Source organism: Streptomyces sp. GbtcB6 (assembly GCF_019091475.1).
Classification (GTDB): domain Bacteria; phylum Actinomycetota; class Actinomycetes; order Streptomycetales; family Streptomycetaceae; genus Streptomyces; species Streptomyces hyaluromycini.
On sequence record NZ_JAGXJL010000094.1, the window covers coordinates 1 to 21,190 of the forward strand.

The following is a 21,190-nucleotide window of genomic DNA, read 5'->3' on the forward strand; positions in this document are numbered from 1 at the left end:
ACTCCGCCCTTCCAGCACGCCCTGTGGCTCACCATCGCCTGCTTCGCCGTCGCCCTGGCAGCCAGCTTCCTGATGCCGCGCCGCGTTGCTTACCAAGAGGTCGGTGCCTGACAGGGCCGAGTGGGCACAACGACAGGCGCGCGGCAGGTCTGTGCCGTCAAGCGCACCCATTCCCTGATGATCGACCAGCTCTTGTCCGCGCTGCGGCGTTTGAAGTGCTCGCGCAGCTTCTCTGGCGCGTCTGTTGCAGGCACAAGGAGCCACCTTGCCAGCGCATGCTGGACGTCCCAAGCAGTTTTCGCAGAGCGGCCGCGCCGCTCCGAGGAGCGGCTACCAGAAACTGAACGGTTCCAAGCCGGAACCCGGACGCCAGCCTCCTCAGAAACGGAACCAACGTGCGGGTTCGTGGCGGCGCAGCTCCAGGATTCTGCGAACTCACGCGGTTCCAACCGGTCCAAGGCCGACAAGGACCCGACCGAGTAGCTGGCGCCGTACGCCGGCTACTGGTGCACCTACCTCACCAACTGGGTCGCCGACAAGACCCGCTACCAGCTGAGCATCGACCCCGCCGAGCAGACCGCGCTCGCCGAGCGCCTCGCTGCCTGCCCCGACCAGCCCATCACTGTCACCCTCGCCCACTGAGACACGAGTACGGGCCCGCAGCTACGGGGGAGAGCAGCGGGCCCGGACACCCTCACGATCGCACACCATCCCGCGCACCGCGCGATGTTCGTACGGCCGGGCCGTGGTGTCAGCTGAGGCCGAGCGTGGTGAGGGCGGTGGTCCAGTCGGTGACGATGGCCTGCTGGGCCTGGGCGAGGGTGACCCTGCCCGCGCAGACCGCGGTGTGCAGCTTGGTCTCCACGGGGTCCTTCTTGTTGTTGACGCCCTGACTGTTCTTGTGGCCCGGGTCGGTTGGTTCGACCCACAGGTTGCGCGGGTCGTTCGGGTCACCGCCCAGCTGCAGGCTGATCAGGTGGTCGTACTCGGCCTCCCCCATGGCTTCGGTGTAGCCGTAGGAGGCGGCGTCGAGTTTCTTCTCCTTGCCCGTGACGTAGGTGGAGGGGCGTACACCGGAGGTGTAGCCGCCCTTGCGGCAGATCGTCGTCTTCAGGTTGGCCTGGGTGACGGCCGGGGATATCGCGCCCGGGGTGCAGGCCGGGTCCTCCAGCGGCTCGCCCTTCTCGTACCGGTAATGGCACGATCCGGCGGCCGGCTGCTGCTGCACCGTGTACTTCTTCTGCGGGCCGGCCCCCACCGCGATCGCCCGCGCCGCGCCGCCCGCCCCGCTCGCTCCCGAGGCGGCTCCTGACGAGGTCGCGCTCTGCGACGGCGACAGGCCGCCCAGCGAAGCGGACTTGCAGCCCGCGAGGAGCAGGCAGGACAGCACCACGATCGGCATGGCGCGGCGGGTGGACAGCATGATGGCCCCTCACGGTACGGCGACGACTGAGCAGATGCTGCCCTACCCGGCCGGCGCCGTACCGAGCGGGGTACGGCGCGCAGACGCACACCCGGCGTACGACCGTCGACAGGTTCAGCCCGAGCAGCACGAGACCGAGACGGAACGGGGTCCCCACGGCGTTGCTAGTGGATGTGTCGGGTGGAGTTGAAGGGTCAGCCTTCCCGTCACGCTTGGCCCGCGGAGGAGCCGTCTGGTCCGTCACCACGGCGGAAACAGTGACGGGCCAGGCCGAACAGAAGGTACGCGTCAGCGGCCGGTGGTGCGCCTGGCTTTGTAACTCAGTGCGCTTCGGGCTCTGGTCCACTTCTTGTGGTCACGTACGCGGCGTCACTGTCGATCTTCGTGTGACGGCGGCTAAGAGCTCATCTCATTTGGTGGGTCTGCGGAAACAGATGAGGGTGCAGGCAATGCTGGTGAAGGCCAGGAAGTGGGCGGCCTTGCGTTCGTAGCGGCGGTGCAGGCGGCGGCATCCGGCGAGCCAGGTCATGGTCCGTTCGACGGTCCAACGGTGCCGCCCCAGGCGCTCGGAGGACTCGATGCCTTTGCGTGCGATGCGGTGCCTGATCCCACGCTGGCGTAACCATCGGCGCAGGTGGTCGTAGTCGTAGCCCTTGTCGCCGTGAAGCTTGGCCGGCCGTCGCCGGCGAGGCCCGCGACGGGAACGGATGGGCGGAATGCCCCGCACGAGCGGTTCGAGGGCCTGACTGTCGTGCAGGTTTGCACCGGAGATCCCGACAGGCAGGGGCAGTCCGGTCCGCTCCGTGATCAAATGGATCTTCGAGCCGTACTTGCCCCGGTCCACCGGATTCGGACCTGTCAAGTCCCCCTTTTCAGGGCCCGCATGTTCACCGAATCGATCGCGCAACGCGACCAGTCCAGTTCACCGCGGGAGCCGAGTTCATCGAGGACCAGACGATGGAGCTTCGCCCACACCCGGGCCTTCGACCACTCGGCGAAGCGACGGTGGGCCGTGGCTCCCGACGGCCCGAACGAAGGGGAGGGCAGTTGCTGCCACGTGCAGCCCGACGTCGCCACGAACACGATCGCAGCCAGCACCTCCCGGTCGCCATGTCGGCGGCCGCCTCCTTGAGGCCGGGTCGGCGCTTCCGGGACCACGCGTTGGAACAGCTCCCACAGCTCGTCCGGCACCAGCCGCTCAACGAATCCCACGCCAGCAGGCTATCGAACACACCAAATGAGATGACCTCTTAGGACGACCTGGCGGTCGCGTTCGAACGCGGCGTACTCCACGAGCGTGTACCGGGGGCTGCGTCCGGTCGGCCTCGGCCTCGGCCTCGGCCTCGCACACCGCCTGGCCGCCGGGTTGCCATGCGCGCAGCTCCGCCGCCCGCCGGGGGGCCGGGGCGGCGGAGAGGGGGCGCGGCGCCTCGAAGGTGCCCCGCGCGGGTGGTCAGTCCTGTCCGGTGCGCGGCAGGACCTGGACCGTGTCGCCGACGGCACGCTCGCCGGTGGCGTCGGACGTGGTGTTGACGAGGCTGCCGTCGACGGCCATGGCGGTGGAGCCGCCGCCGTCCAGGTTGAGGGCCTGTACCGCGCCGAGTGAGCGCATGAACCGGGCGGCCTCGGCGAGCGTGAAGCCCTCGCTCACACCGGGCTGCCGACCGTCGACGGTCACGAAGAGCAGCCGCCCGCGACCGTCGATGCCGGCGAGGGTGCGCGGCTGGCGCACGTTGGACCAGGCGAACCCGAAGGAGAGGTCGAGCGGGTCGAGTGTGCCCTCGGCGGCGGCGTCGATGTGGACGCGGCCGTCCTCGACCAGGGTCGGGGCGGCGCTGACGACGCTGTCGTCGGGGCCGAGCCGGACCTGCCTGCCCGAGGCGTCCCGGACCGTCTCCTGCAGCTCCAGCCGGCGGCCCGTTGCGGCGTGTTCGGCGAGCCAGGCGGCTGCGGTCCCGGTGCCCTGGAGGACCGAGCCGTCGGCGGGCACGGAGCCGCCGCGGTCGCCCTGGGAGACGACGACACCGTGCCGGTCGAGGACCACCTGGACACCGGTGCCGGTCGGCAGGGGCGCCCCGAACTCGGAGGTGAACCTCACCAGGTCGTCCGCGAGCGAGCAGGTGACGTCCTGCCGGGGGAGTTCGGTGGGTACGGCGCCGGGGCGGCCGCAGTTGCGCACCTTGCCCGGGACCCGGTTGATGCCCTGCACCGCGTGTACGGCCGAGCCGGAACGGACGGTCACAGTGGTGGACAGGTCCGCGACCCGGACGTGCCGTCCGCCGTCGGCGAGGATCAGCGCGGCACGGGAACCGGCCGCCATGGACTGCAACTCGCCGCGTACCACGGACAGCCCCGCCGAGGTGCCCTGGACGCCGTCCGCGTCGGACGTGACGAAGAAGCCGCCGTTGACGCCGACCAGGGAGCCCAGACGGGCGGCCACCGTCGAGGTCTTCTCGCGGTCGGCGGCGTCCCCGCCGTCACTCACCTCGATCGTGCCGCGCAGCCGGGCCGGATCGACGACGGCGACGTGGACGCGTTCCGCGTCGGCGGGCCGGCGTCCGTCGTAGCCCGTCCACTCGACGGAGGTACGGAAACCGGCGGCCGACATCGCCGAGCCCAGCGTCCCCGCCTCGGCCTGCGTGGCGTACCCGCCGACTCTCACCTGCCAGCCCATCGTGCCGTGCGGCGTGTCGGCGTACTGGTCCCAGGTCACCCGCTCGACGCGCGGCGCGAACCCGGCGGCCCGCAACTGCCCGGCGGTGGTGTCGGCCCACCCGCGGTCACCCAGCGGGGCCCAGGTGGCGGCACCCGTGAGGCGGTTGACGGCCGGGGCCTGGACGGTGACGGTCCACGCACCAGCGGCCCGCGGGTCACCGACCACTCCGGTACGGACCTCCACCCCGGGCGCCACGTACCGAATGGTCCACGCGACCGCATCCGCGGCGGCGTGCCCGGTCCGCGTGCTCGCGCCGGCCGGCGGAACGAACGCGACCAGGGCCAGCACGGTCCCCAGCACGAACCCCCGTCCCGCCCTGCGGCGCGCACCCCGTACCGCGTACCCGAACGTCTCGGCTCTGACAGACATGCCTCTCCTGACGTACGACTGGACGTGTGCGGCGCCACCCGTCCTGCCCGCACCGCCCCGCCATCCCAGGCCGACACCAAGACCCCTGCGTGAAGCGGCGGACACCTGGTGGAAAAGCCTGTACGACATCCGACACGCCCGCTCCGATATGGACGGCACGTTCATTTCATGGTTATATGAACGTGTCGTTCATTTAGGCGTACGTGAAAAAGGAGATCCCTATGAGCACCCCCACCACCGACCGTGTCGCACTGGTCACCGGAGGCTCGGGCGGCATCGGCCGCGTCGCGGCCGAACGGCTCGCCGAGGACGGTTTCGCGGTCGCCGTGCAGTACGCGGGAAACAAGGCCAGGGCCGAGGACACCGTGGCCGCGATCACCGCCGCCGGCAGCAGGGCCCTGGCCGTGGGCGGCGACATCGCCGACGAGAGTGCGATGAGCGCGGCCTTCGACGCGGTCGAGTCGGCCTTCGGCGGCATCGACGTGGTCGTGAACACCGCCGGCATCATGATCCTGTCGCCCGTCGCGACGTTCGACCTCGCCGACCTGGACCGGATGCACCGTACGAACATCCGCGGCACCTTCGTCGTCTCCCAGCAGGCGGCACGCAGGGTCCGCCCGGGTGGCGCGATCGTCAACGTCTCGACCTCGGTGGTCCGTACCCAGCTGCCGGGCTACGGCGCCTACGTCGCCAGCAAGGCCGCGGTCGAGGGCCTGACCCTGATCCTGGCCCGTGAGCTGCGCGGCCGGGACATCACCGTCAACGCCGTCGCGCCCGGCCCCACCGCCACACCGCTGTTCCTGGACGGCAAGGACGACGCCACCATCGCGAACTTCGCCAAGGCGACCCCGCTGGAGCGGCTCGGCCGGCCCGAGGACATCGCCGAGGTCGTCTCGTTCCTGGCCGGTCCCGCGCGCTGGGTCAACGGACAGGTCCTCTACGCCAACGGCGGACTTGCCTGATCCCCCGCCCTACCCGCACCACCCCGCCCCTGCACTGTCATCGAGGAAAGGAACCACGCCCATGTCCACCACCGGCAACGTCGTCGTCATCACCGGCGCCTCCAGCGGTTTCGGAGCACTCACCGCCCGTGCGCTGGCGGACGCCGGCCACACCGTCTACGCCGGCATGCGCCAGACCACCGGCCGCAACGCGCCCCAGGTCCGGGCCGCCGCCCACTACGCCGACGAGCACCACGTCGACCTGCGGTCCATCGAGCTCGACGTGAACTCCCAGCTCTCGGTCGACACCGCCGTCGCACAGATCGAAGCCGAGCACGGCCGCGTCGACGTGCTGATCCACAACGCCGGGCACATGGTGACCGGGCCGGCCGAAGCCTTCACCCCCGACCAACTCGCCGAGCTCTACAACGTGAACGTCCTGTCCACCCAGCGTGTCAACCGCGCCGTGCTGCCAGGGATGCGCCGGCGCCGGCGAGGACTGGTGCTCTGGGTGTCCAGCACCAGCGTCAAAGGCGGCACCCCGCCCTACCTCGCCCCCTACTTCGCGGCCAAGGCCGCCATGGATTCCCTCGCGGTGTCCTACGCCGGCGAACTCGCCCGCTGGGGCGTGGAGACCTCGATCGTCGTCCCCGGTTCGTTCACCAGCGGCACGAACCACTTCGCTCACTCCGGCCACCCCGACGACACCGCCGTCGAGGCCGAGTACGAGAGCCGGTACCCCGGCCTGATGGAGCAGGTGGCGACAAAGCTCGCCGCCCTCGCTCCCGAGGACGCGCCCGCGTCGCTCGTCGCCGAGGAGATCGCCCGCATCGTCGCCATGCCCGCCGGAAAGCGCCCCTACCGTGTGCACGTCGACCCTGCCGACGACGGATCCGAGGAGGTCTCCGCGACCGCCGACCGTATCCGCCGCGGCTTCCTCACCCGCATCGGCCTCGCCGACCTGCTCACCGTCCAGAGCTGAAATCCCAGGCCCGGGACGCCAAGAGGACCTCAGACCGTGCGTCCCGGGGCCACTCACGGTGGAGACGTTTACCATGAGCATCATCGAAATCCCCGCAGCCATCCAGACCTTCGTCGAGGCGACCAACCGCGGTGACGCCGAGGCGTTCGCCGCCGCGTTCACCCATGACGCCGAGCTCGACGACTGGGGCCGCGAGTACCACGGCCGCGACGGCGTGCGCGCCTGGGACCGGACCGACAACATGGGCGTGCAGGCGCATCTCACGCTGGACGCGATCGAGCCCGGCGCGTCGTCCGACACCTATGTCGCGACGCTGACCGTGACCGGCAACGGCTACAACGGCACCGGCCCCATGACCTTCGCCCTGCGCGACGGGCTGATCGCGAGCCTGCGGATCGCTCCGTGACACCGCGCGTGACCTGACACAGAAACCGATCCGCCCCCCCGGCAACCGAGCAGGAGCACACATGGCGAACGATACGCACCGACTCACCGCCGGGGAGGGCAGCGGCCGCGGACGCGGGCGCCGGCCCGCGGACGAGGTTCGGGCGGACGTCCTGCGCACCGTCGGAGAGCTGCTGCTCGGCGAAGGCATCGCCGACCTCACCTTCGAACGCGTCGCCCGCGCATCGGGCGTCAGCAAGACCACCCTCTACAAGTGGTGGCCCTCCCGAGGTGCGCTCTGTCTCGACGGCTACTTCCACGCCGTCGAGGACACGCTCGCCTTCCCCGACACCGGGGACATCCGCGCCGACCTGCTCGCCCAGCTCCGCGCCTTCGCCCAGGTCATGACCCAGACCCCGGGAGGTCGCGTCCTGGCCGAGCTCATCGGCGAGTCACAGACGGACCAGGACCTGGCCACCGCCTACCGCAAGCTCTACTCGTCGCAGCGGCGCCGGCTGGCGGGAGAACGTCTCCACCGAGCCCAGGAACTCGGCCAGATCCGTGCCGACATCGACGTGCAGATTCTCGTCGACCAGCTCTGGGGTGCCGTCTACCACCGACTGCTCATCCCCGACGAACCCGTCACCGACGACTTCATCGTCGGACTCGTGAACAACCTGCTGGACGGAGTCCGCCCGAAGTAGTCCGGTGATGTCGGTCAGCGCCGCCCAGATCGACGTCACCGCGTGATCGGCACCGCCTGATCGGCCCCGTCGTCACCGCCCCGGGCGGCTCACCCCCTCGTGCCGCTGCACGCCACATCACCCTCACCCGCAACCTCACCCGGCAGCACGCGTCCCGTCAGCCACGCCTGACTACAGCTCCAGCAGCGCCTGTTCGACGGCCTCCGTCAGAGCCGGATGGATGTACATGACGTCGTGCGCGATCCGGTCCACCGTCAGTCCCAGGGACATGGCCTGGATCAGGGGCTGGACGAGCGTTGCGGCCTGGGGCCCGATGATGTGCGCGCCCAGGAGCATGCGATCGGCGGGGCTCGCGAGGAGTTTGACGAAGCTGGTGGTGTCCTCCAGGGCCCATCCGTAGGCGGTCTGGGCGTAGTCGCGGACGCTCACCAGGAAGTCGATGCCGCGCCGCCGAGCCTCCTGTTCCGTGAGGCCGACACCGGCGATCTGCGGGTGGGTGAACACCGCGTGCGGCGCCACCGTGTTCGGCAGCGTCCGCACGTCCTGCGGATGGAGGATGTTGTGCCGCACCACCCGCGACTCGGCGTTCGCCACGTGCTTGAGCTGGAAGTGGTTCACCGCGTCGCCGAGTGCCCACACCCCCGGCACGGACGTGCGGTAGGCGTCGTCGGTGACGATGTGGCCGTGTTCGTCCAGCTCCAGCCCGCCGTCGACGGCCCGCAGCCGGTCGGTGTTGGGCCTGCGGCCGACGGCCACCAGCAGCATGCCGGCCTCGACGGTGTGCTCACCGTCCGGACAGGACACCCGTGCCGCCACGCCGTCCCCCTTCGGTCCGACGGAGGTCACCTCGGAACCGAGCAGCACACGGTGCCGCTGTGCGGCGAGTTCGGTGAAGCGCTGCGACACCTGCTCGTCCTCCGCCATGAGCAGACGTGGCCCGCGCTGCACGATCGTGATGTCCACACCGAACGAAGCGAACACGTGGCCGAACTCGGCCGCGATGAAACCGCCGCCGAGCACCAGCATGGAGGCGGGCAGGTCGTCGATCCGCATGATCGTGTCCGAGGTGTGGAAGGGCACGGTGTCGAGCCCCGGGATGTCCGGCACCACCGGCCGCGACCCCACCGCGACGACGAACGTCTCGGCGGTGATCCGCTCCGCCCCGACCTCCAGCACTTTCGGGGCCACGAAGCGGGCCGCCTCGGTGAATACGTCGACGCCCTGGCTTCTGCGGTATTCCACCGCACTCTCGTGCAACGGATCGATGCGGTCGAACACGCGGTCCCGGACGGACTTCCAGTCGACGTGCGAGACGCTCGCGTGGACACCGAGACGCCGCGCCTCCCGCGCTCCCTCGGCGGCGTCCGCGGCGACGACGAACATCTTGCTCGGTATGCACCCCCGGTTCAGACACGTGCCGCCGAAACGATCCGGCTCGACGATGGCGATCCGCAGACGATCGAACTCCTCGGACAGCAGCATGTTGCCGCTGCCTGCCCCCAGGACGACGAGATCGTAGTGCCGCATGTCTTCCACCCTCCGTCGGCGGGACACCGGCGTTGCGGCGCGCGGCTGTGAGAAGACGGTCCCGCGGATCACAATTCTGTTCGCATGCACCGCTTTCCACCACTGCCGGACATGAGGACGACCCGGACCCGCGGCCGGTGCGTCCGGACACCGCCCCTTCCTGCGGCTGCGCTTCCGGGTGAAACGGCTGTGACCGCTCACCGGGTGGGCGCCGCCTCAGTCCGCGGACCCGCCGCCGACCGGGATGCCCAACCGGTGGGCCACGGTGGTCAGGGCCGGCCCGAGGGGGAGCGCGACCCGGGTGAGGGCGAGCGGGTCGCCCCGGGTCGGGTCCTGGTTGACGATCAGCACCGGCTTTCCCTCCTGGTGCGCCTGGCGGACGAACCGGAGCCCGGACATCACCGTCAGCGAGGAGCCCAGGACCAGCAGTGAGGACGCGTCACGGACCAGCCGCCGGCAGTGCTCGACGCGCTGCGGCGGAACCGCCTCGCCGAAGAACACCACGTCCGGTTTGAGGACGCCGCCGCAATGGGCGCAGGGCACGATGCGGAAATCCCCGACCTGCGCGTCGGTGAGGTCGGCGTCACCGTCCGGGTTGATTCCGGCGGCCACCGGGTCGAAGCCCGGGTTCTCGGCCTCCAGCCGCCGGGCGAGTTCGCGGCGGGGGCTGAAGGCGCCGCAGGAGAGGCAGACGACCCGGTCGAGGCTGCCGTGGAGTTCCACGACGTCCTCGCTGCCGGCGGCCTGGTGCAGGCCGTCGACGTTCTGGGTGATCACACCCGAGACGTGGGCGTGCCGCGTGTAAGCGGCCACGGCCAGGTGCCCGTCGTTGGGGAGGGCGCGGCCGAAGGTGCGCCAGCCGAGGTGGCTGCGCGCCCAGTAGCGGCGACGCGCGTGGGCGCTGCCGGTGAAGTCCTGGTAGGTCATCGGGGTGTGCCGGCTCAGGCTCCCGTCCTTGCCCCGGTAGTCCGGGATGCCTGACTCCGTGGAGATTCCCGCGCCGCTGAGCACCAGCACACCGCCGGTGCTCAGTGCGCGGACGACCGGTTCCAGATCGGTGGTGCCCGGCGGCAGATCAGCGGCAGGGGTCCAGCTCAGGGTGGGGCGCATGCGCATGCCGCCAGGGTACGGAGTCGGCGGCGCCCCACAGCATGCTCCGCAGTCCGGCCGAGAGCGAGACGGCCTTCCACCTCGGGCACCACCCTGGGCCCGCCTCCAGGCGTTCCACGTGCTCTACGTGCCTGAGGTGCTCTACGTGCGGGAGGCGAACCCACTGCTCACACGTCGACACACGGTCGGCCGCGGTCACCCCCGACAGCCGCAGGGCGAGGGTGAGTTCGTCGGCGCCGTCGGACCGGGGGAACAGTCTCAGGCCCACCACCGGCAGCAGCCGGGGCAGCAGCGGTATCAGGCGCCGGCGCGGACCACGGTCGTACGAGAGCGCGCCGCGCACCACCGCCACGAGCGGCGCCTGTGCGACGGGCGCTCCGCCCGGCCGCTCCTTGCGCGGGGGCGGGACCGCCGTGCCGGCATCCGGCCGCGCTCCCGTCAGCGCCCGCTGCACCAGGGAGTGGGCGACGACCACCCGCCGGTGGCGGCCGAGAGCGGCGGGCAGGACGAGGTGGGCCAAGCGGACCAGATCCCCGTACGGCTCGACGAGGACGGACTCGACCTCGTGGACCGGCGGCCTGGCACCGCCTGCGGAACGTCTGAGCGGGCGAAGGTGCCTGGAGCGGAACGCTTTCGGGCGAGATGGGGGTGACACGGCGGTATGCCGCTCCGTCAAACGAGTGAATTCGGTACGGGCCACGCGGGGGCCTGCGCCGCGTCGACACTCCACGACGCCGGCAGGTGCTGTTCCCGCACGGAGGGGAGAGGGCCGTCCCCGGCCGCAGGAGGTCGCAGGTGAACGGCCCTGTCCGAAGCCCGGCAAGGCGTTGATGGCGATTGGCCGTCTGGGCGGTTGCGGGGCCGACGCGGCGCGCCGGGACTCTCGCGGAGCGCCACGTCAGCAGTGTCTGCTGGTGAGCCAGAAGCAGGTCCCGGCTCCCAGACCGAACACGAGGTGTGCGCTCAGGTCGTCAGCCAATGTCCTCGGGCTGTATTTCCAGATCGGCTTGTAGAGCCCGGCCTGCGGGAGGACCAGATACGCACTGGCCCACACAGCCGCGCCGAAGGGAATGCCGAGCAACGGGTTCGGGCGCCGGACCGATCCGGCAGCGATCCCGTACAGCGCACCCCAGGCGGAGCCGTAGGACCAGTGCATCGCGGTGCTGATGAGCCATGCCCACCGGTCAGGGACCTCGCGCTGGGTGAACCCCTCCAGAAGCCGCTTCGCCACCTTGCCCGGTTCCGGGGCCTCTTCCCAGCCCTCGACCGGTGCGAACTCCCAGTCCTTGGGACTCTCGGTGCCTCCTGCGCGGCGATATCGCAGATAGCGTGTGGCATCCATGCATACCGTCCCCGCGACACCGGCGACGACGCCGTCGACGACGGCGGCCAGCGGCGTGAGGGGCCCTCGTCGTGGACGTCTGGTTCCCATGATGCCCATCACTTCAACCACCTCGGGCAACTGCCGGTGCCTAGGGCCGCGCTGTCGCCCTCCTTGGCTTCCAGGAAGTACAGGATCCCACTGGTCACCTGCGCCCGCACCCCAGGAACGCACCACCGTGGCGCCCGGACCGACCGGTGGCGGACAGGGGCGCAAGCCCTTCGACACGGGTCTTCAGCGGCTTCCACGTCCCCCGGTGTCGTCCTGCCGTGTCGGACGACACCAGGGGACGCGTGTACTGCAGTCGGGTGGCGTGAGGGACTGTGGCGGTTCAGGGTCGGTGGTGTCCGGAGGCGCCGTCGGCGTCGGCGTCGGCCTCCGCCGAAGGCGTCGCCCGGGCGCTGGTGGGCGTCGATGGGCGCCGGGCGGATGCCCGCGCGGCAGCTCGCCGTCGCGAGGCCGCGTGCCGAGCAGACTCCCGCCTCGGCCCCGGGCATGCGGGTCTGAGATACGACGGCCGCCTGCGGACGATTTCGTGTCGTACCTCGAGACGCGGTCGACCCCCGCACCTCCCGACGTCAGATGTCGTCCATGCTTGCCGGGCCTGCGACACACGTCCCGGTCTTGTCCACTACGTAGATGATGTCTCGGGTGCCGATTTCGCCGTCTGCTTCGCCGGGCTCGGGGTCGATGACGGGGCAGACCGACTCCACTCCCCGGACGACCACCCTGTACGTCTCAGGCCATGCGCGTTCTTCGGTCCACCCGACGTAGGTACCGCCGCCCTCGTCCGACGTTCGGTCGGAGTCGCCCTCGACCGTGACGCCGCGCTCTCCGCATGACGGACAGCCGAGCACGCGAGCACCCCAGGCCGACTCGTTGACCAGCCGCACCGGCAGTCCGCCGTCGCTGGAACTTCCGCACCCCGTAACGAAGATGGCGGTGATGCCCAGTGCCGTCAGGAGCGTGGTGCGCGGTCGTTTCAGGCTCCGACGGGACAGGGTGTGGTGACTGCCCGGTCTCAAAGGTCCCACGCTTCGGACTCCCCCGTGAACACGAATCGAGAGTGGATCATCGCAGGTCACAGACCGATGAGCAATGGTTCGAGGCCGCCCGCTGCTTCCGTTGCCGACGGGCGGAGGAACGCTTCCGGCCCAGCTCCGAAGCTTGAGCGCGGCTTTCTGTGGAATGAGATCCGCGCGCAAGTAATCGACAATCGCTTGCAGGATGCAGACCGATGAGTGGAAAGAAGTGTCCGTTGTCTTGTCCGGTCGTCCTGTCGCGCCCTAATGTCCCGGTACGCAGCGGCACGGGCTGTTCCCGTCGTGCTGCCGCGCACCGAGCTGCCCTCGGTGACCTCCGCTCCTACAGAAACGAGAATCCGATGGCGCGGTTCACCCACCACGTGGCTGCGGAGCGGCTGAGAGGCCGTGCGCGAAGACCGGCTCGGACTCTGGTGGCGCTGACCGCGGTCACCGCCGGACTCGTGCTCGGCCTCGGCGCTCCGGCCCCGGCGGTGTCGTGGCACGCCGGCCGTGAGGGCCTCCCGGTGGTGACCCGGGCCGGGCTCGACCCCGCCCTTGTCGCGGGGCGGGGCGCCGCGGTGGACTTCGACGAACAGGAGGCGGAGAACGCGGCGACGGACGGCACCGTCATCGGCCCGGACCGTACCGCCTACACGCTGCCCTCGGAGGCATCCGGCCGCACGGCGGTGCGCCTGAAGCCGGGCCAGTACGTCGAGTTCACCCTGCCGCGCGCGGCCAACGCTCTCACGGTGCGGTACAGCATCCCCGACGCTCCCGCAGGCGGCGGCATCACCGCGCCCCTCGATGTCTCCGTGGACGGCCGGCACCGCACCACGATGACCCTCACCTCGCAGTACTCCTGGCTCTACAACCAGTACCCGTTCAGCAACGACCCCCAGGGCGACCTGCTGCACCCCGACTGGTGGATCACCGAATGCGGTTGCGTGCCCGCTGCCACCACCCCGGCGCCCACCATCGACAAGCCGTTCAGGCCGAGCCACTTCTACGACGAGCAGAGACTGCTGCTCGGCAAGCGGTACGCGGCCGGCGACACCGTCCGTCTCACCGCGCCCAAGAGCAGCACGGCCGCCTGGACCGTCATCGACCTGCTCGACACACAACTCGTCGGCGCGCCCCACGTCGAGACGCATGCCGCGAACGTCATCGCCTTCGGAGCCGACCCCACCGGCCGGCGTGACGCGGGCGACGCCTTCGACCGGGCCATCGCCTACGCGAAGAAGCGGCACCTCAAGGTGTACCTGCCGCCGGGCACCTATCAGGTGAACCGCCACATCGTCGTCGACGACGTGACGATCGCCGGGGCCGGCAGCTGGTACACGATCGTCAAGGGCCACCAGGTCACCCTCGACACCCCCGCCCCGGACGGTTCGGTCCACACCGGGGTGGGCTTCTACGGGAAGGACACCGGGGACGGCGGCAGCCACGACGTCCACCTGTCGGGCTTCGCCGTCGAGGGCGACGTACGTGAACGCATCGACACCGACCAGGACAACGCCATCGGCGGGGCGCTCAGCGACTCGACGATCGACGGCCTCTATCTTCACCACACCAAGGTCAGCATGTGGTTCGACGGCCCGATGACCAGTCTGCGAGTCACCCGCACCCAGATCGCCGACCAGATCGCCGACGGTCTCAACTTCCACACCGGCGTCACTGATTCGAGTGTCTCCGACACCTTTGTCCGCAACACCGGCGACGACGGTCTGGCCATGTGGTCGGAGAAGACGGGCGACGCGCGCAACGTCTTCGCCCACAACACCGTGCAGACCCCGGTCCTCGCCAACGGCATCGCCCTGTACGGCGGCACCGACAACACGGTCACCGGCAACCTCATAGCCGACCCGATCAGAGAGGGCAGCGCCATCCAGGTCGGCTCCCGGTTCGGCGCGCAGCCGTTCACCGGACATCTGGAGATCTCGGACAACACCACAGTGCGGTCAGGGCCGTTCGAGCTCAACTGGAGGATCGGCCTGGGCGCGATCTGGTTCTACGCCCTGGAGCGGGACATCGACGCCGACATCCAGGTCACCGGCGACCACTTCCTGGACAACACCTACAACGCCATCATGCTGGTCTCCGACTTCCCCGTGAAGGACAAGTACGCGATCCGAGGCGTCCGTTTCAAGGACATCCGCGTGGACGGTACCGGCACCTCCGTGCTCAGCGCCCGCTCCGCCGGATCGGCGTCCTTCGAGAACGTGGACGCCCGCAACGTCGGCGCGGTCGGCATCAACAACTGCGGCTCCTTCAACTTCCCCGCATCCGGATCCGAGTTCACGGTGAACGACCTCGGCGGCAACGACGGCGGCGGCACGACCGGCCCCTGGCTGGCGTCCTGGGAACTGCCGAACACCATCACCTGCGACGACCGGCCTCCGGTGGCCCCGCCACCGGCCCCCGCCCCTTGGTGAGGTGCGTCGGGCGAAGCAGCCACGCAGCCGCAGGGCGGCGGGCCGTCTCCACTGGTGGGAGACGGCCCGCGCGCCCAGTGGCCCTCCCGCCGGAATGCCGATGAGACAGATGCCGGCCTGGGCCTTGCCAAACGCGTCCAGCGGGCCGCTGCGCAGCAGCTCAAAGCTGCCTTGGCCAACTGACCTGAACTGACAGCGCTCGCCGAGCACGTGCGCTCCTTCGCTCACATGCTCACTCACCTGCAAGGCGACCGACTCCCCGAATGGATCGAAGCGGCCGGCGCCACTACCGAACCACCCGGTCTCCGCCACTTCGCTCAGCACCTCCTGCGCGACCTCGACGCCGTCACCGCCGGCCTCACCCTCCCTTGGAACTCCGGCGTCGTGGAGGGCCATGTCAACCGGATCAAAATGCTCAAGCGCCGGATGTTCGGCCGTGCGGCTCGAGCGAGCATTCCAGCGAGTCACGGATTCCTGAGCACACGTGGATGGCGGCGACGGCACCGAAGCGGTGGCCGCCGCGGCTCTCGTTGCCGGCACAATCCCGGGCAGCGGGATTGTGATCGACCCTGATGACGGACCCGGAGAACCTCTGCCGCAGCTCCCGTTGGCTCTCCGCACGTCAGCCGTGCTCGCTCTGCAGCGTGTACTCCACGACGAATCGGAAATGCTGACCGGCTGGGTGGACAGTGCCGACGCCGCTCTGCGGCGCCACGAAGTCCAACGGATCACGGAGGCCCTGGGACCGCTCGGTCACGAGCAGTAACCGCGCCACACGAAGTGGACCAGAGTCCACCCTCAGTTACAAAGCCATCCGTTGGGGTGACTGTACTGGTGTCTGGCGCTGGTGGTGACCAGCCGGTTTGTTCCTCGTGGTGCAGGGCATGTTCATGACGGGGTTGTGTTGGGGAAGTTTGAGGGCAGTCATAAGGGTGCTTATGACTGTCGTGAAGGGATCATCCGTGACGTCCCTGCGCCTTCCCCCATACCCCGGGCTGCAGGATCGTTTCCGCTCATCGGTCACGCGCTGAAGATGCGCGACAACCTCGGCTTCATCGATTCGCTGCGCGAGACGCGGGAACCACTTGTCGAGATCATCCTGCAACCCGGGACGCGTACGATCGTGGTCCAGGACCCGGCCCTGGTCCACCAGATGCTCAAGGCCCTGGGACCCAGTCTCGACAAGGGTCGGCTCTACGACAAGCTGGGCCAGCTGCTGGGCGACAGCGTGGTCACCGCTACCGGCCGCGACCACGTACGCAGACGCCGCCAGCTTCAACCCGCGTTCGCTCACACCGAGATCGGCCGGTACGTCGACCTCATGCGCGCCGAGGTGACGGCCACCGTCGCCGCCTGGGAGCGAGGGCGGCCCCTCGACGTACACGAGGCGATGGTCGGGCTCAGTCTCGACATGCTGGCCAAGACGGTGTTCGCCGGTAGCCTCGATGACGCCGTCTTCCGCCGGCTGCGCAGCAACGTGTCGGTGGTGATGAGCGGCGTCGGTCTGCGCATCATGCTGCCCGACTGGGCCGAGCGCCTGCCGCTGCCCTTCAACCGCCGCTTCGACCGGGCCCGGGCCGAGGTGCGCGCCACCATCAGCACCGCCGTCGATGAACTGCAGGCCTCCGGGCACGACACCGGGGACATGCTCTCCATGCTGCTGCGCACCATCGACGAGGAGACCGGCGAGCCGCTGACCGGGCATCAGATCTGCTCCGAGATCTTCCTCCTGGCGGTGGCGGGCACCGAGACGACCGCGTCCTTGCTGGCCTGGACCCTGTACGAGCTTGCCCGCAACCCCGGTATCGAGGCGCGGGTCCTGGCCGAGCTGGACGAGGTCCTCGGCGAACGGCCGGTCACCTTCGACGACATGATGCGGCTCCCGTACCTGGACCGGGTGATCACCGAGACCCTGCGGCTGCACCACCCCGGCTGGCTGGTCACCCGCCGTACCACCGAGGAGACCCGGCTCGGGGAGTGGACGCTGCCTGCCGGCACCGAGCTGGCCTACTGCCAGCACGCCATGCACCGCGATCCCGAGCGCTTCCCCGACCCGCTCACCTTCGACCCGGACCGGTGGACCGACGCCGCTCAGGAGCCTGCGCCGGGCGCGTTCGTGCCCTTCGGGGACGGCAAGCACAAGTGCATGGGGGACCGTTTCTCCCTCACCGAAATGGTCACGGCGCTCGCGACGATGCTGCGTTCGGTACGGCTGGAACTCGACGAGGGTCAGGTCATCCGCCAGGTCGCCCGGCTCACCGTACGGCCGCGCGCCCTGCGGATGACCGTCCGCCCCCGAGCCGGGGTCGGCCTCTAGGGCGTGTCTCTTGCGGCACCACTTTCAGGGACGGTGCCGGCATGGTCATCCCTCTCGCGCGCGATGCCCATCAGCCTTGGCGCGGCGAAGGAAGGGGATGCCGGCCACTGGTGCGCGTCCAAGACGGCCTGTGCGCTGGTGAGCGGGGAGCGCGCGGTCTTGCACAAGGCCGCCGAGCTGTACTTGCCGCTCCGCGCCTGCCGGAAGACGCTCCCGTGGTCTCGTGAGCCGCACCCCGGGTGGCTTGAGGGGACCGAATGGGGCAAGGAGCACAGCGGCCGGCCAGAGACGCCCGGCTGGACGCTCAAGCAGGTCCGCAGGTACGACGAGCTGTTCGAGGAGTTGAGGAAGGCGACGGAAGCCGTACAGGCGTAGGGGTGGTGGGAGCGCTGCGACCAGGAAGGCGTCAAGGGCGCCGAGCTGGTCGTCGTCCGCATGGCCCTCAAGCACGCCGACGGCGCCGTCCCGCTGTGCCAGGAGGACGGCGAGGCGACGGCCTGACTGCCGCAGCTCACGACTTGGCCCCGGTTTCTTTCGGCCTACCAGCCTCTGGGAAGCTGGGGTCCGTCGAGGCCGTCCACGCCTGGCTGCGGGCCAACCGCCTGGGGCAAACGGCTAGTGGATCTACGGACCCACGGGGTAGGCGACCGGGGTCGCGGCCTGGGTGGCGTACTGGATCGACCACCACTGAGGAGGGGAACGGGGGTGTACGTCACCATGTACGTCAACTCGTGCTGACCTCAAGGTAGCCACCTTGATAGGGGTCTTTGAATTTGGTGATCCCCATCAACCTCAAGGCCATTGACCCTGTTGATCCATGCGGAGCGCAACCCGCGTGGGACGCCGGTCAGTCGTTGCCGCGGCATCGCGTCGGCGATCGCGGGGAAGATCAGGTCGATCTCCAAAACCGCCAGGGACTTGCCGAGGTAGTAGTGGGGGCCTCCACCGCCGAAGCCCGGCTGAGGGAGTGACTCATGTTTCTCCCCCTCTGAAGCCGGAGCGGCCGAAGCAGCCGGCGGCACGTGCAGCCGGCCAGCCAGGGCTGAGGCTTCGGACCTTGCCCCGTCCACCCCGATGACGGCTGATTCGCAGCCCACAACCCGTACGCGAGGTCATGTGATTGACTGACTTCCGGACGGGTTCCTGCGGCTTGACGCTCAAGATTCCTGGAACCTGCGCGCTTTGCCCTGTTCGGCGGCCAAGCTCGCAGTGGACCGCCCCACCCCGCCGCCTCTGCACCGGCTCGTATCACCTCATGTGCCGACGAGCCGCCGAGAGGATCGCCGGTCCCGTCGGTGTCCTCGTCCTCTCCGCACGGCACGGCTTTGTCCGGCTCGACGACGCACTCCTGCCGTACGGGCAGCGGATGGACACCTCAGGCCATATCGGCGTTGAGTATCTGCGCGCGCAGGCGGCCGGAGTCGGCATCCTCGCGGCGCGCGACCTGATCGCCTTTGGCGGCCGTGCCTACGTCGACGCGGTCACCGCCGTACGACCAGACACCCTGCGTCCCCTGGATGGATGCTGCGGTATCGGCGAGCAGCGGTCTCGCCTCGCTCGCCTAGCCGCGGCTGCCGAGCCGCTCCCGCTGGCCAAGGCCTCGCCGCCCGGTCGGGGCCTGGCGGCGCGTAGTTCCCATTTCCTGGTGTCTGGCCCGTCATCTACTCGGAACTCGTCCACCGTCAGGACTCAGGTGTCAGCGCGGAGGTGGTGTCCGAACCGGTGGCGGGTAGCTCATAGTGGACTGCTTCAAGTTATCGATTCTTCAGAACGGACGGCTGTGACGACCGCTGCCAGCGAACCCTCCACCGAGCGTGTCCCCGGTCGCGTCTGGGTGATCCGCCTGACTGGGCATTCCGACCGGACTGCCACGGTCACCTGCAGCACCACGGCATGCCGGATGCCGCCACGCTCCGCCGACCTTGCCCGCCTGCGGACTTTCGCCGCTCAGCACGTCTCCGCTCACGCACGGGTGGCTACCGTCCACTCCAACGCTTGGTGTCACTGCGGCTCTTCACAGTGCGCCGCCCACCCGGACACGGCTACCCACTGCGCGGGCGGCGTGGCACTGGTTCTGCAGCACGATCCCCTCATCGGCCGCGTCTGGACGCTCCAAGAGGTCTGCGAGGCATGCGCCTCACTGATTCCGAACGCCCGTGTCCTCACCCGCGCGGCCCAGCCGCCGCGTGCTGACCGGCCACGGACCGGGCAGGTGCCGGCGCTCCAGGTACCTGCGCCCGCACGGCCTGTCGTTCCGCGAGGCTTCTCCTCACCCACCGCCCAGCCCGCTGAGGGCCAGGCAATGCCGTCTCGCCGTCCACGCCGCTCACTCCCTACTTCACGCCCCGTCCGGCGGCGAGGGCAAGCGCGTTGAAGGACCAGCGGCAGAGCGGCTTCCTTCTGCCTGGGTGGGACAGGACGAGTTATTCGTGGATCGGTGGCGCTCCTGCGGACTGGCGGCGTTCGTTGATGTAGGAGATGAGGTCCGGTCCGGGCTGGACCATTCCCTGCCGACGGCGAGCAGATGAGTGAAACGCTGCTGCAGCTGGGTCTCTCGAACGATGTCTCCAGCCTCGGTCGCAAGGACCACGGTTGCCAGCGATGACATCCGCTGGCGTAGCTGGACAGTAGTACCGATCTTGATCAGTCGTTCTCGACGCGCGAAGTAGGCAACAGACGGTTGCTTTGTCGTCTTCGGCAATGGGGTCAGCGTGTGGCCAAAGTGTCGTGAGCGTGTTCGAGGGCTGCGGTCGAGGAAGTGCTCCAGCACCTGTGTTCCTGCGAGGTGCCCCAGTCGGCATGCCACTTCGACTTCGTGCTCTGGGCAGAACCTCAGAGGTTCAGGAGTGGTTGCCAGGATCCGGCAGTCTCCGTAGGTGCATCGTCGTACCGAGTCGATGCGCTCGACGACACGGACTCCTCCGCGGCCGCACCCACAGCGGAAGGCCCCACGCCCGGCATGGCCATCGGGGGACATGAACCGTCCGCAGCTGCATTTCAGCGAGATCTTGTACACGCTGCGCAGCCAACCTGGACCCGCTGACAACAAGTCCTCCGTTCGGCGCACGCACGTGCTGGTGTACCGCTGATTGGGTGCCGGGATTCACGCGGATGGTCCTGCTGGGCCGTTCTTTGCGCGTACGCCCAACCCGTGTTCTCAAACGGAGCTGGAAGCGGACGTGGAGGCGGCTACGGTCGGCAGTACGGCGCCCGTGATTCCCGTCCGGGCAGCTCATGTCGCCCATGGCCCGCCTCTCGTTCGACGGCATCTGCGGTTACGGGGGTGCATCGGGTGGTGGGTCTTCTCCTGGAGGGGTGGGGGGCGGGGCGGTGTCGGTCGGCGTAGCGGTTGGTGAGTCCTTGAGCCAGACGCGTTCGAGGTGTCCCAGGCCTGCCCCTGCGTCAGTGACTTTGCCCAAGAGTTCGTCTGCGCGCCGACGGCGCATCGACTCCGTGCGGGAGTGGGAGATTGCAGCGAGGATCTCGTTGAAGCTTCGGGCCAGGGCTGGGAGCGCGCTTGGTAGTACCAAGAGGAGCACGACCCACAACGGGGCATGGGCGATCGCGGTCAGGCTCGCGGCGGTCATGTTGAGGATGTCGGGGATGCGAGGCGCGATCATTGTCGGAGCTCCGGGAAGCAGGCAAGGGGATGGGAAAGGTGAGCCGTCACCCTCGGTGCGCTGGGGCAGGGCCGGGGCAGCAGCATGGCGGGTGATCGTCGGATGGAACTGTGCTGGAGCGGGGGGTTAGCGGCGCAAGGCGTCGGTCAGCAGGGGCTTGGTTATGGCTTCCGGGCCTGTGACCTCCAGCAGTTCGCCCCAGGACTCGTCGTCCTCCCGGACCCCGGCCGTCCGCAGGAACACGGCGTTGAGCAGCTGG

At 69.4% G+C, this 21,190-nt stretch carries 16 protein-coding genes and 1 pseudogene; 8 read left to right on the plus strand and 9 right to left on the minus strand.

The genetic code is table 11. From position 1 onward, the window contains the following. Positions 1-751: 751 nt before the first annotated feature. The 3 genes from KVT45_RS52525 to KVT45_RS52535 all read right to left on the minus strand — a co-directional run bounded on the left by KVT45_RS52525 (position 752) and on the right by KVT45_RS52535 (position 4,508). Positions 752-1,423: a hypothetical protein gene (locus tag KVT45_RS52525; RefSeq protein WP_254648648.1), complete on the minus strand. Its 672-nt coding sequence runs from the start codon at positions 1,421-1,423 to the stop codon at positions 752-754. A 409-nt stretch (positions 1,424-1,832) separates the two neighbouring features. Then, positions 1,833-2,635, minus strand: a protein-coding gene (locus KVT45_RS52530; RefSeq protein WP_308311149.1) for an IS5 family transposase whose coding sequence is annotated in 2 segments (ribosomal slippage) — positions 1,833-2,294 and positions 2,297-2,635 — 801 coding nt in all. Because the reading frame shifts where the segments join, the coding sequence is not laid out codon by codon here. Between the two features lie 241 nt (positions 2,636-2,876). Further along, a complete protein-coding gene (locus KVT45_RS52535) occupies positions 2,877-4,508 on the minus strand; it encodes a phosphodiester glycosidase family protein (protein ID WP_217561798.1) in 1,632 nt (543 codons plus the stop codon). 221 nt (positions 4,509-4,729) lie between these two features. On the opposite strand from KVT45_RS52535, the gene KVT45_RS52540 reads away from it, so the two are divergent. From KVT45_RS52540 to KVT45_RS52555, 4 genes are all read left to right on the plus strand, one after another. Next, entirely contained in the window at positions 4,730-5,470 is a 741-nt protein-coding gene (locus tag KVT45_RS52540; protein ID WP_217561800.1) for an SDR family oxidoreductase, read from the plus strand. A 61-nt stretch (positions 5,471-5,531) separates the two neighbouring features. Then, entirely contained in the window at positions 5,532-6,431 is a 900-nt protein-coding gene (locus KVT45_RS52545; RefSeq protein WP_217561801.1) for an SDR family oxidoreductase, read from the plus strand. Between the two features lie 73 nt (positions 6,432-6,504). After that, positions 6,505-6,837: a nuclear transport factor 2 family protein gene (locus tag KVT45_RS52550; RefSeq protein ID WP_217561803.1), complete on the plus strand. Its 333-nt coding sequence runs from the start codon at positions 6,505-6,507 to the stop codon at positions 6,835-6,837. Positions 6,838-6,898: 61 nt separating this feature from the next. After that, the gene (locus tag KVT45_RS52555; protein WP_217561805.1) at positions 6,899-7,519 is read left to right on the plus strand and encodes a TetR/AcrR family transcriptional regulator; all 621 of its coding nucleotides are present in this window, start codon (positions 6,899-6,901) and stop codon (positions 7,517-7,519) included. 171 nt (positions 7,520-7,690) lie between these two features. Here the strand turns inward: KVT45_RS52555 and KVT45_RS52560 are convergent, their stop codons facing one another. From KVT45_RS52560 to KVT45_RS52580, 5 genes are all read right to left on the minus strand, one after another. Further along, positions 7,691-9,046 (minus strand): mycothione reductase, encoded by a 1,356-nt coding sequence (locus KVT45_RS52560; RefSeq protein WP_217561807.1) that lies wholly within the window; start codon positions 9,044-9,046, stop codon positions 7,691-7,693. A 216-nt stretch (positions 9,047-9,262) separates the two neighbouring features. Further along, on the minus strand, positions 9,263-10,162 hold the full coding sequence (locus KVT45_RS52565) for an NAD-dependent protein deacetylase (RefSeq protein ID WP_217561809.1): 900 nt from the start codon (positions 10,160-10,162) through the stop codon (positions 9,263-9,265). Beyond that, on the minus strand, positions 10,122-10,676 hold the full coding sequence (locus KVT45_RS52570) for a hypothetical protein (protein WP_217561811.1): 555 nt from the start codon (positions 10,674-10,676) through the stop codon (positions 10,122-10,124). The genes KVT45_RS52565 and KVT45_RS52570 overlap by 41 nt, the downstream gene beginning before the upstream one ends. 378 nt (positions 10,677-11,054) lie before the next feature. Further along, positions 11,055-11,618, minus strand: a complete 564-nt coding sequence (locus KVT45_RS52575; protein WP_217561813.1) for a DUF1440 domain-containing protein — start codon at positions 11,616-11,618, stop codon at positions 11,055-11,057. 497 nt (positions 11,619-12,115) lie between these two features. Further along, positions 12,116-12,430, minus strand: coding sequence for a hypothetical protein (locus tag KVT45_RS52580; protein ID WP_217561815.1), 315 nt, complete (start codon positions 12,428-12,430; stop codon positions 12,116-12,118). Positions 12,431-12,921: 491 nt separating this feature from the next. Here KVT45_RS52580 and KVT45_RS52585 point away from each other — a divergent pair, with 491 nt between their 5' ends. The 4 genes from KVT45_RS52585 (at position 12,922) to KVT45_RS52595 (ending at position 17,686) form a co-directional block, all read left to right on the plus strand. Continuing rightward, a complete protein-coding gene (locus tag KVT45_RS52585; protein ID WP_217561817.1) occupies positions 12,922-14,994 on the plus strand; it encodes a glycosyl hydrolase family 28-related protein in 2,073 nt (690 codons plus the stop codon). 484 nt (positions 14,995-15,478) lie between these two features. Further along, the gene (locus KVT45_RS58600) at positions 15,479-15,760 is read left to right on the plus strand and encodes a DUF4259 domain-containing protein (RefSeq protein WP_368857574.1); all 282 of its coding nucleotides are present in this window, start codon (positions 15,479-15,481) and stop codon (positions 15,758-15,760) included. Between the two features lie 219 nt (positions 15,761-15,979). Then, positions 15,980-17,311, plus strand: a complete 1,332-nt coding sequence (locus KVT45_RS52590) for a cytochrome P450 (protein ID WP_308311150.1) — start codon at positions 15,980-15,982, stop codon at positions 17,309-17,311. 63 nt (positions 17,312-17,374) lie between these two features. Next, the gene (locus tag KVT45_RS52595) at positions 17,375-17,686 is read left to right on the plus strand and encodes a hypothetical protein (protein WP_217561821.1); all 312 of its coding nucleotides are present in this window, start codon (positions 17,375-17,377) and stop codon (positions 17,684-17,686) included. Positions 17,687-18,051: 365 nt separating this feature from the next. Here the strand turns inward: KVT45_RS52595 and KVT45_RS57390 are convergent. Continuing rightward, positions 18,052-18,267: pseudogene (locus KVT45_RS57390) on the minus strand (hypothetical protein); the annotation flags it as partial. Positions 18,268-21,190 lie beyond the last annotated feature (2,923 nt).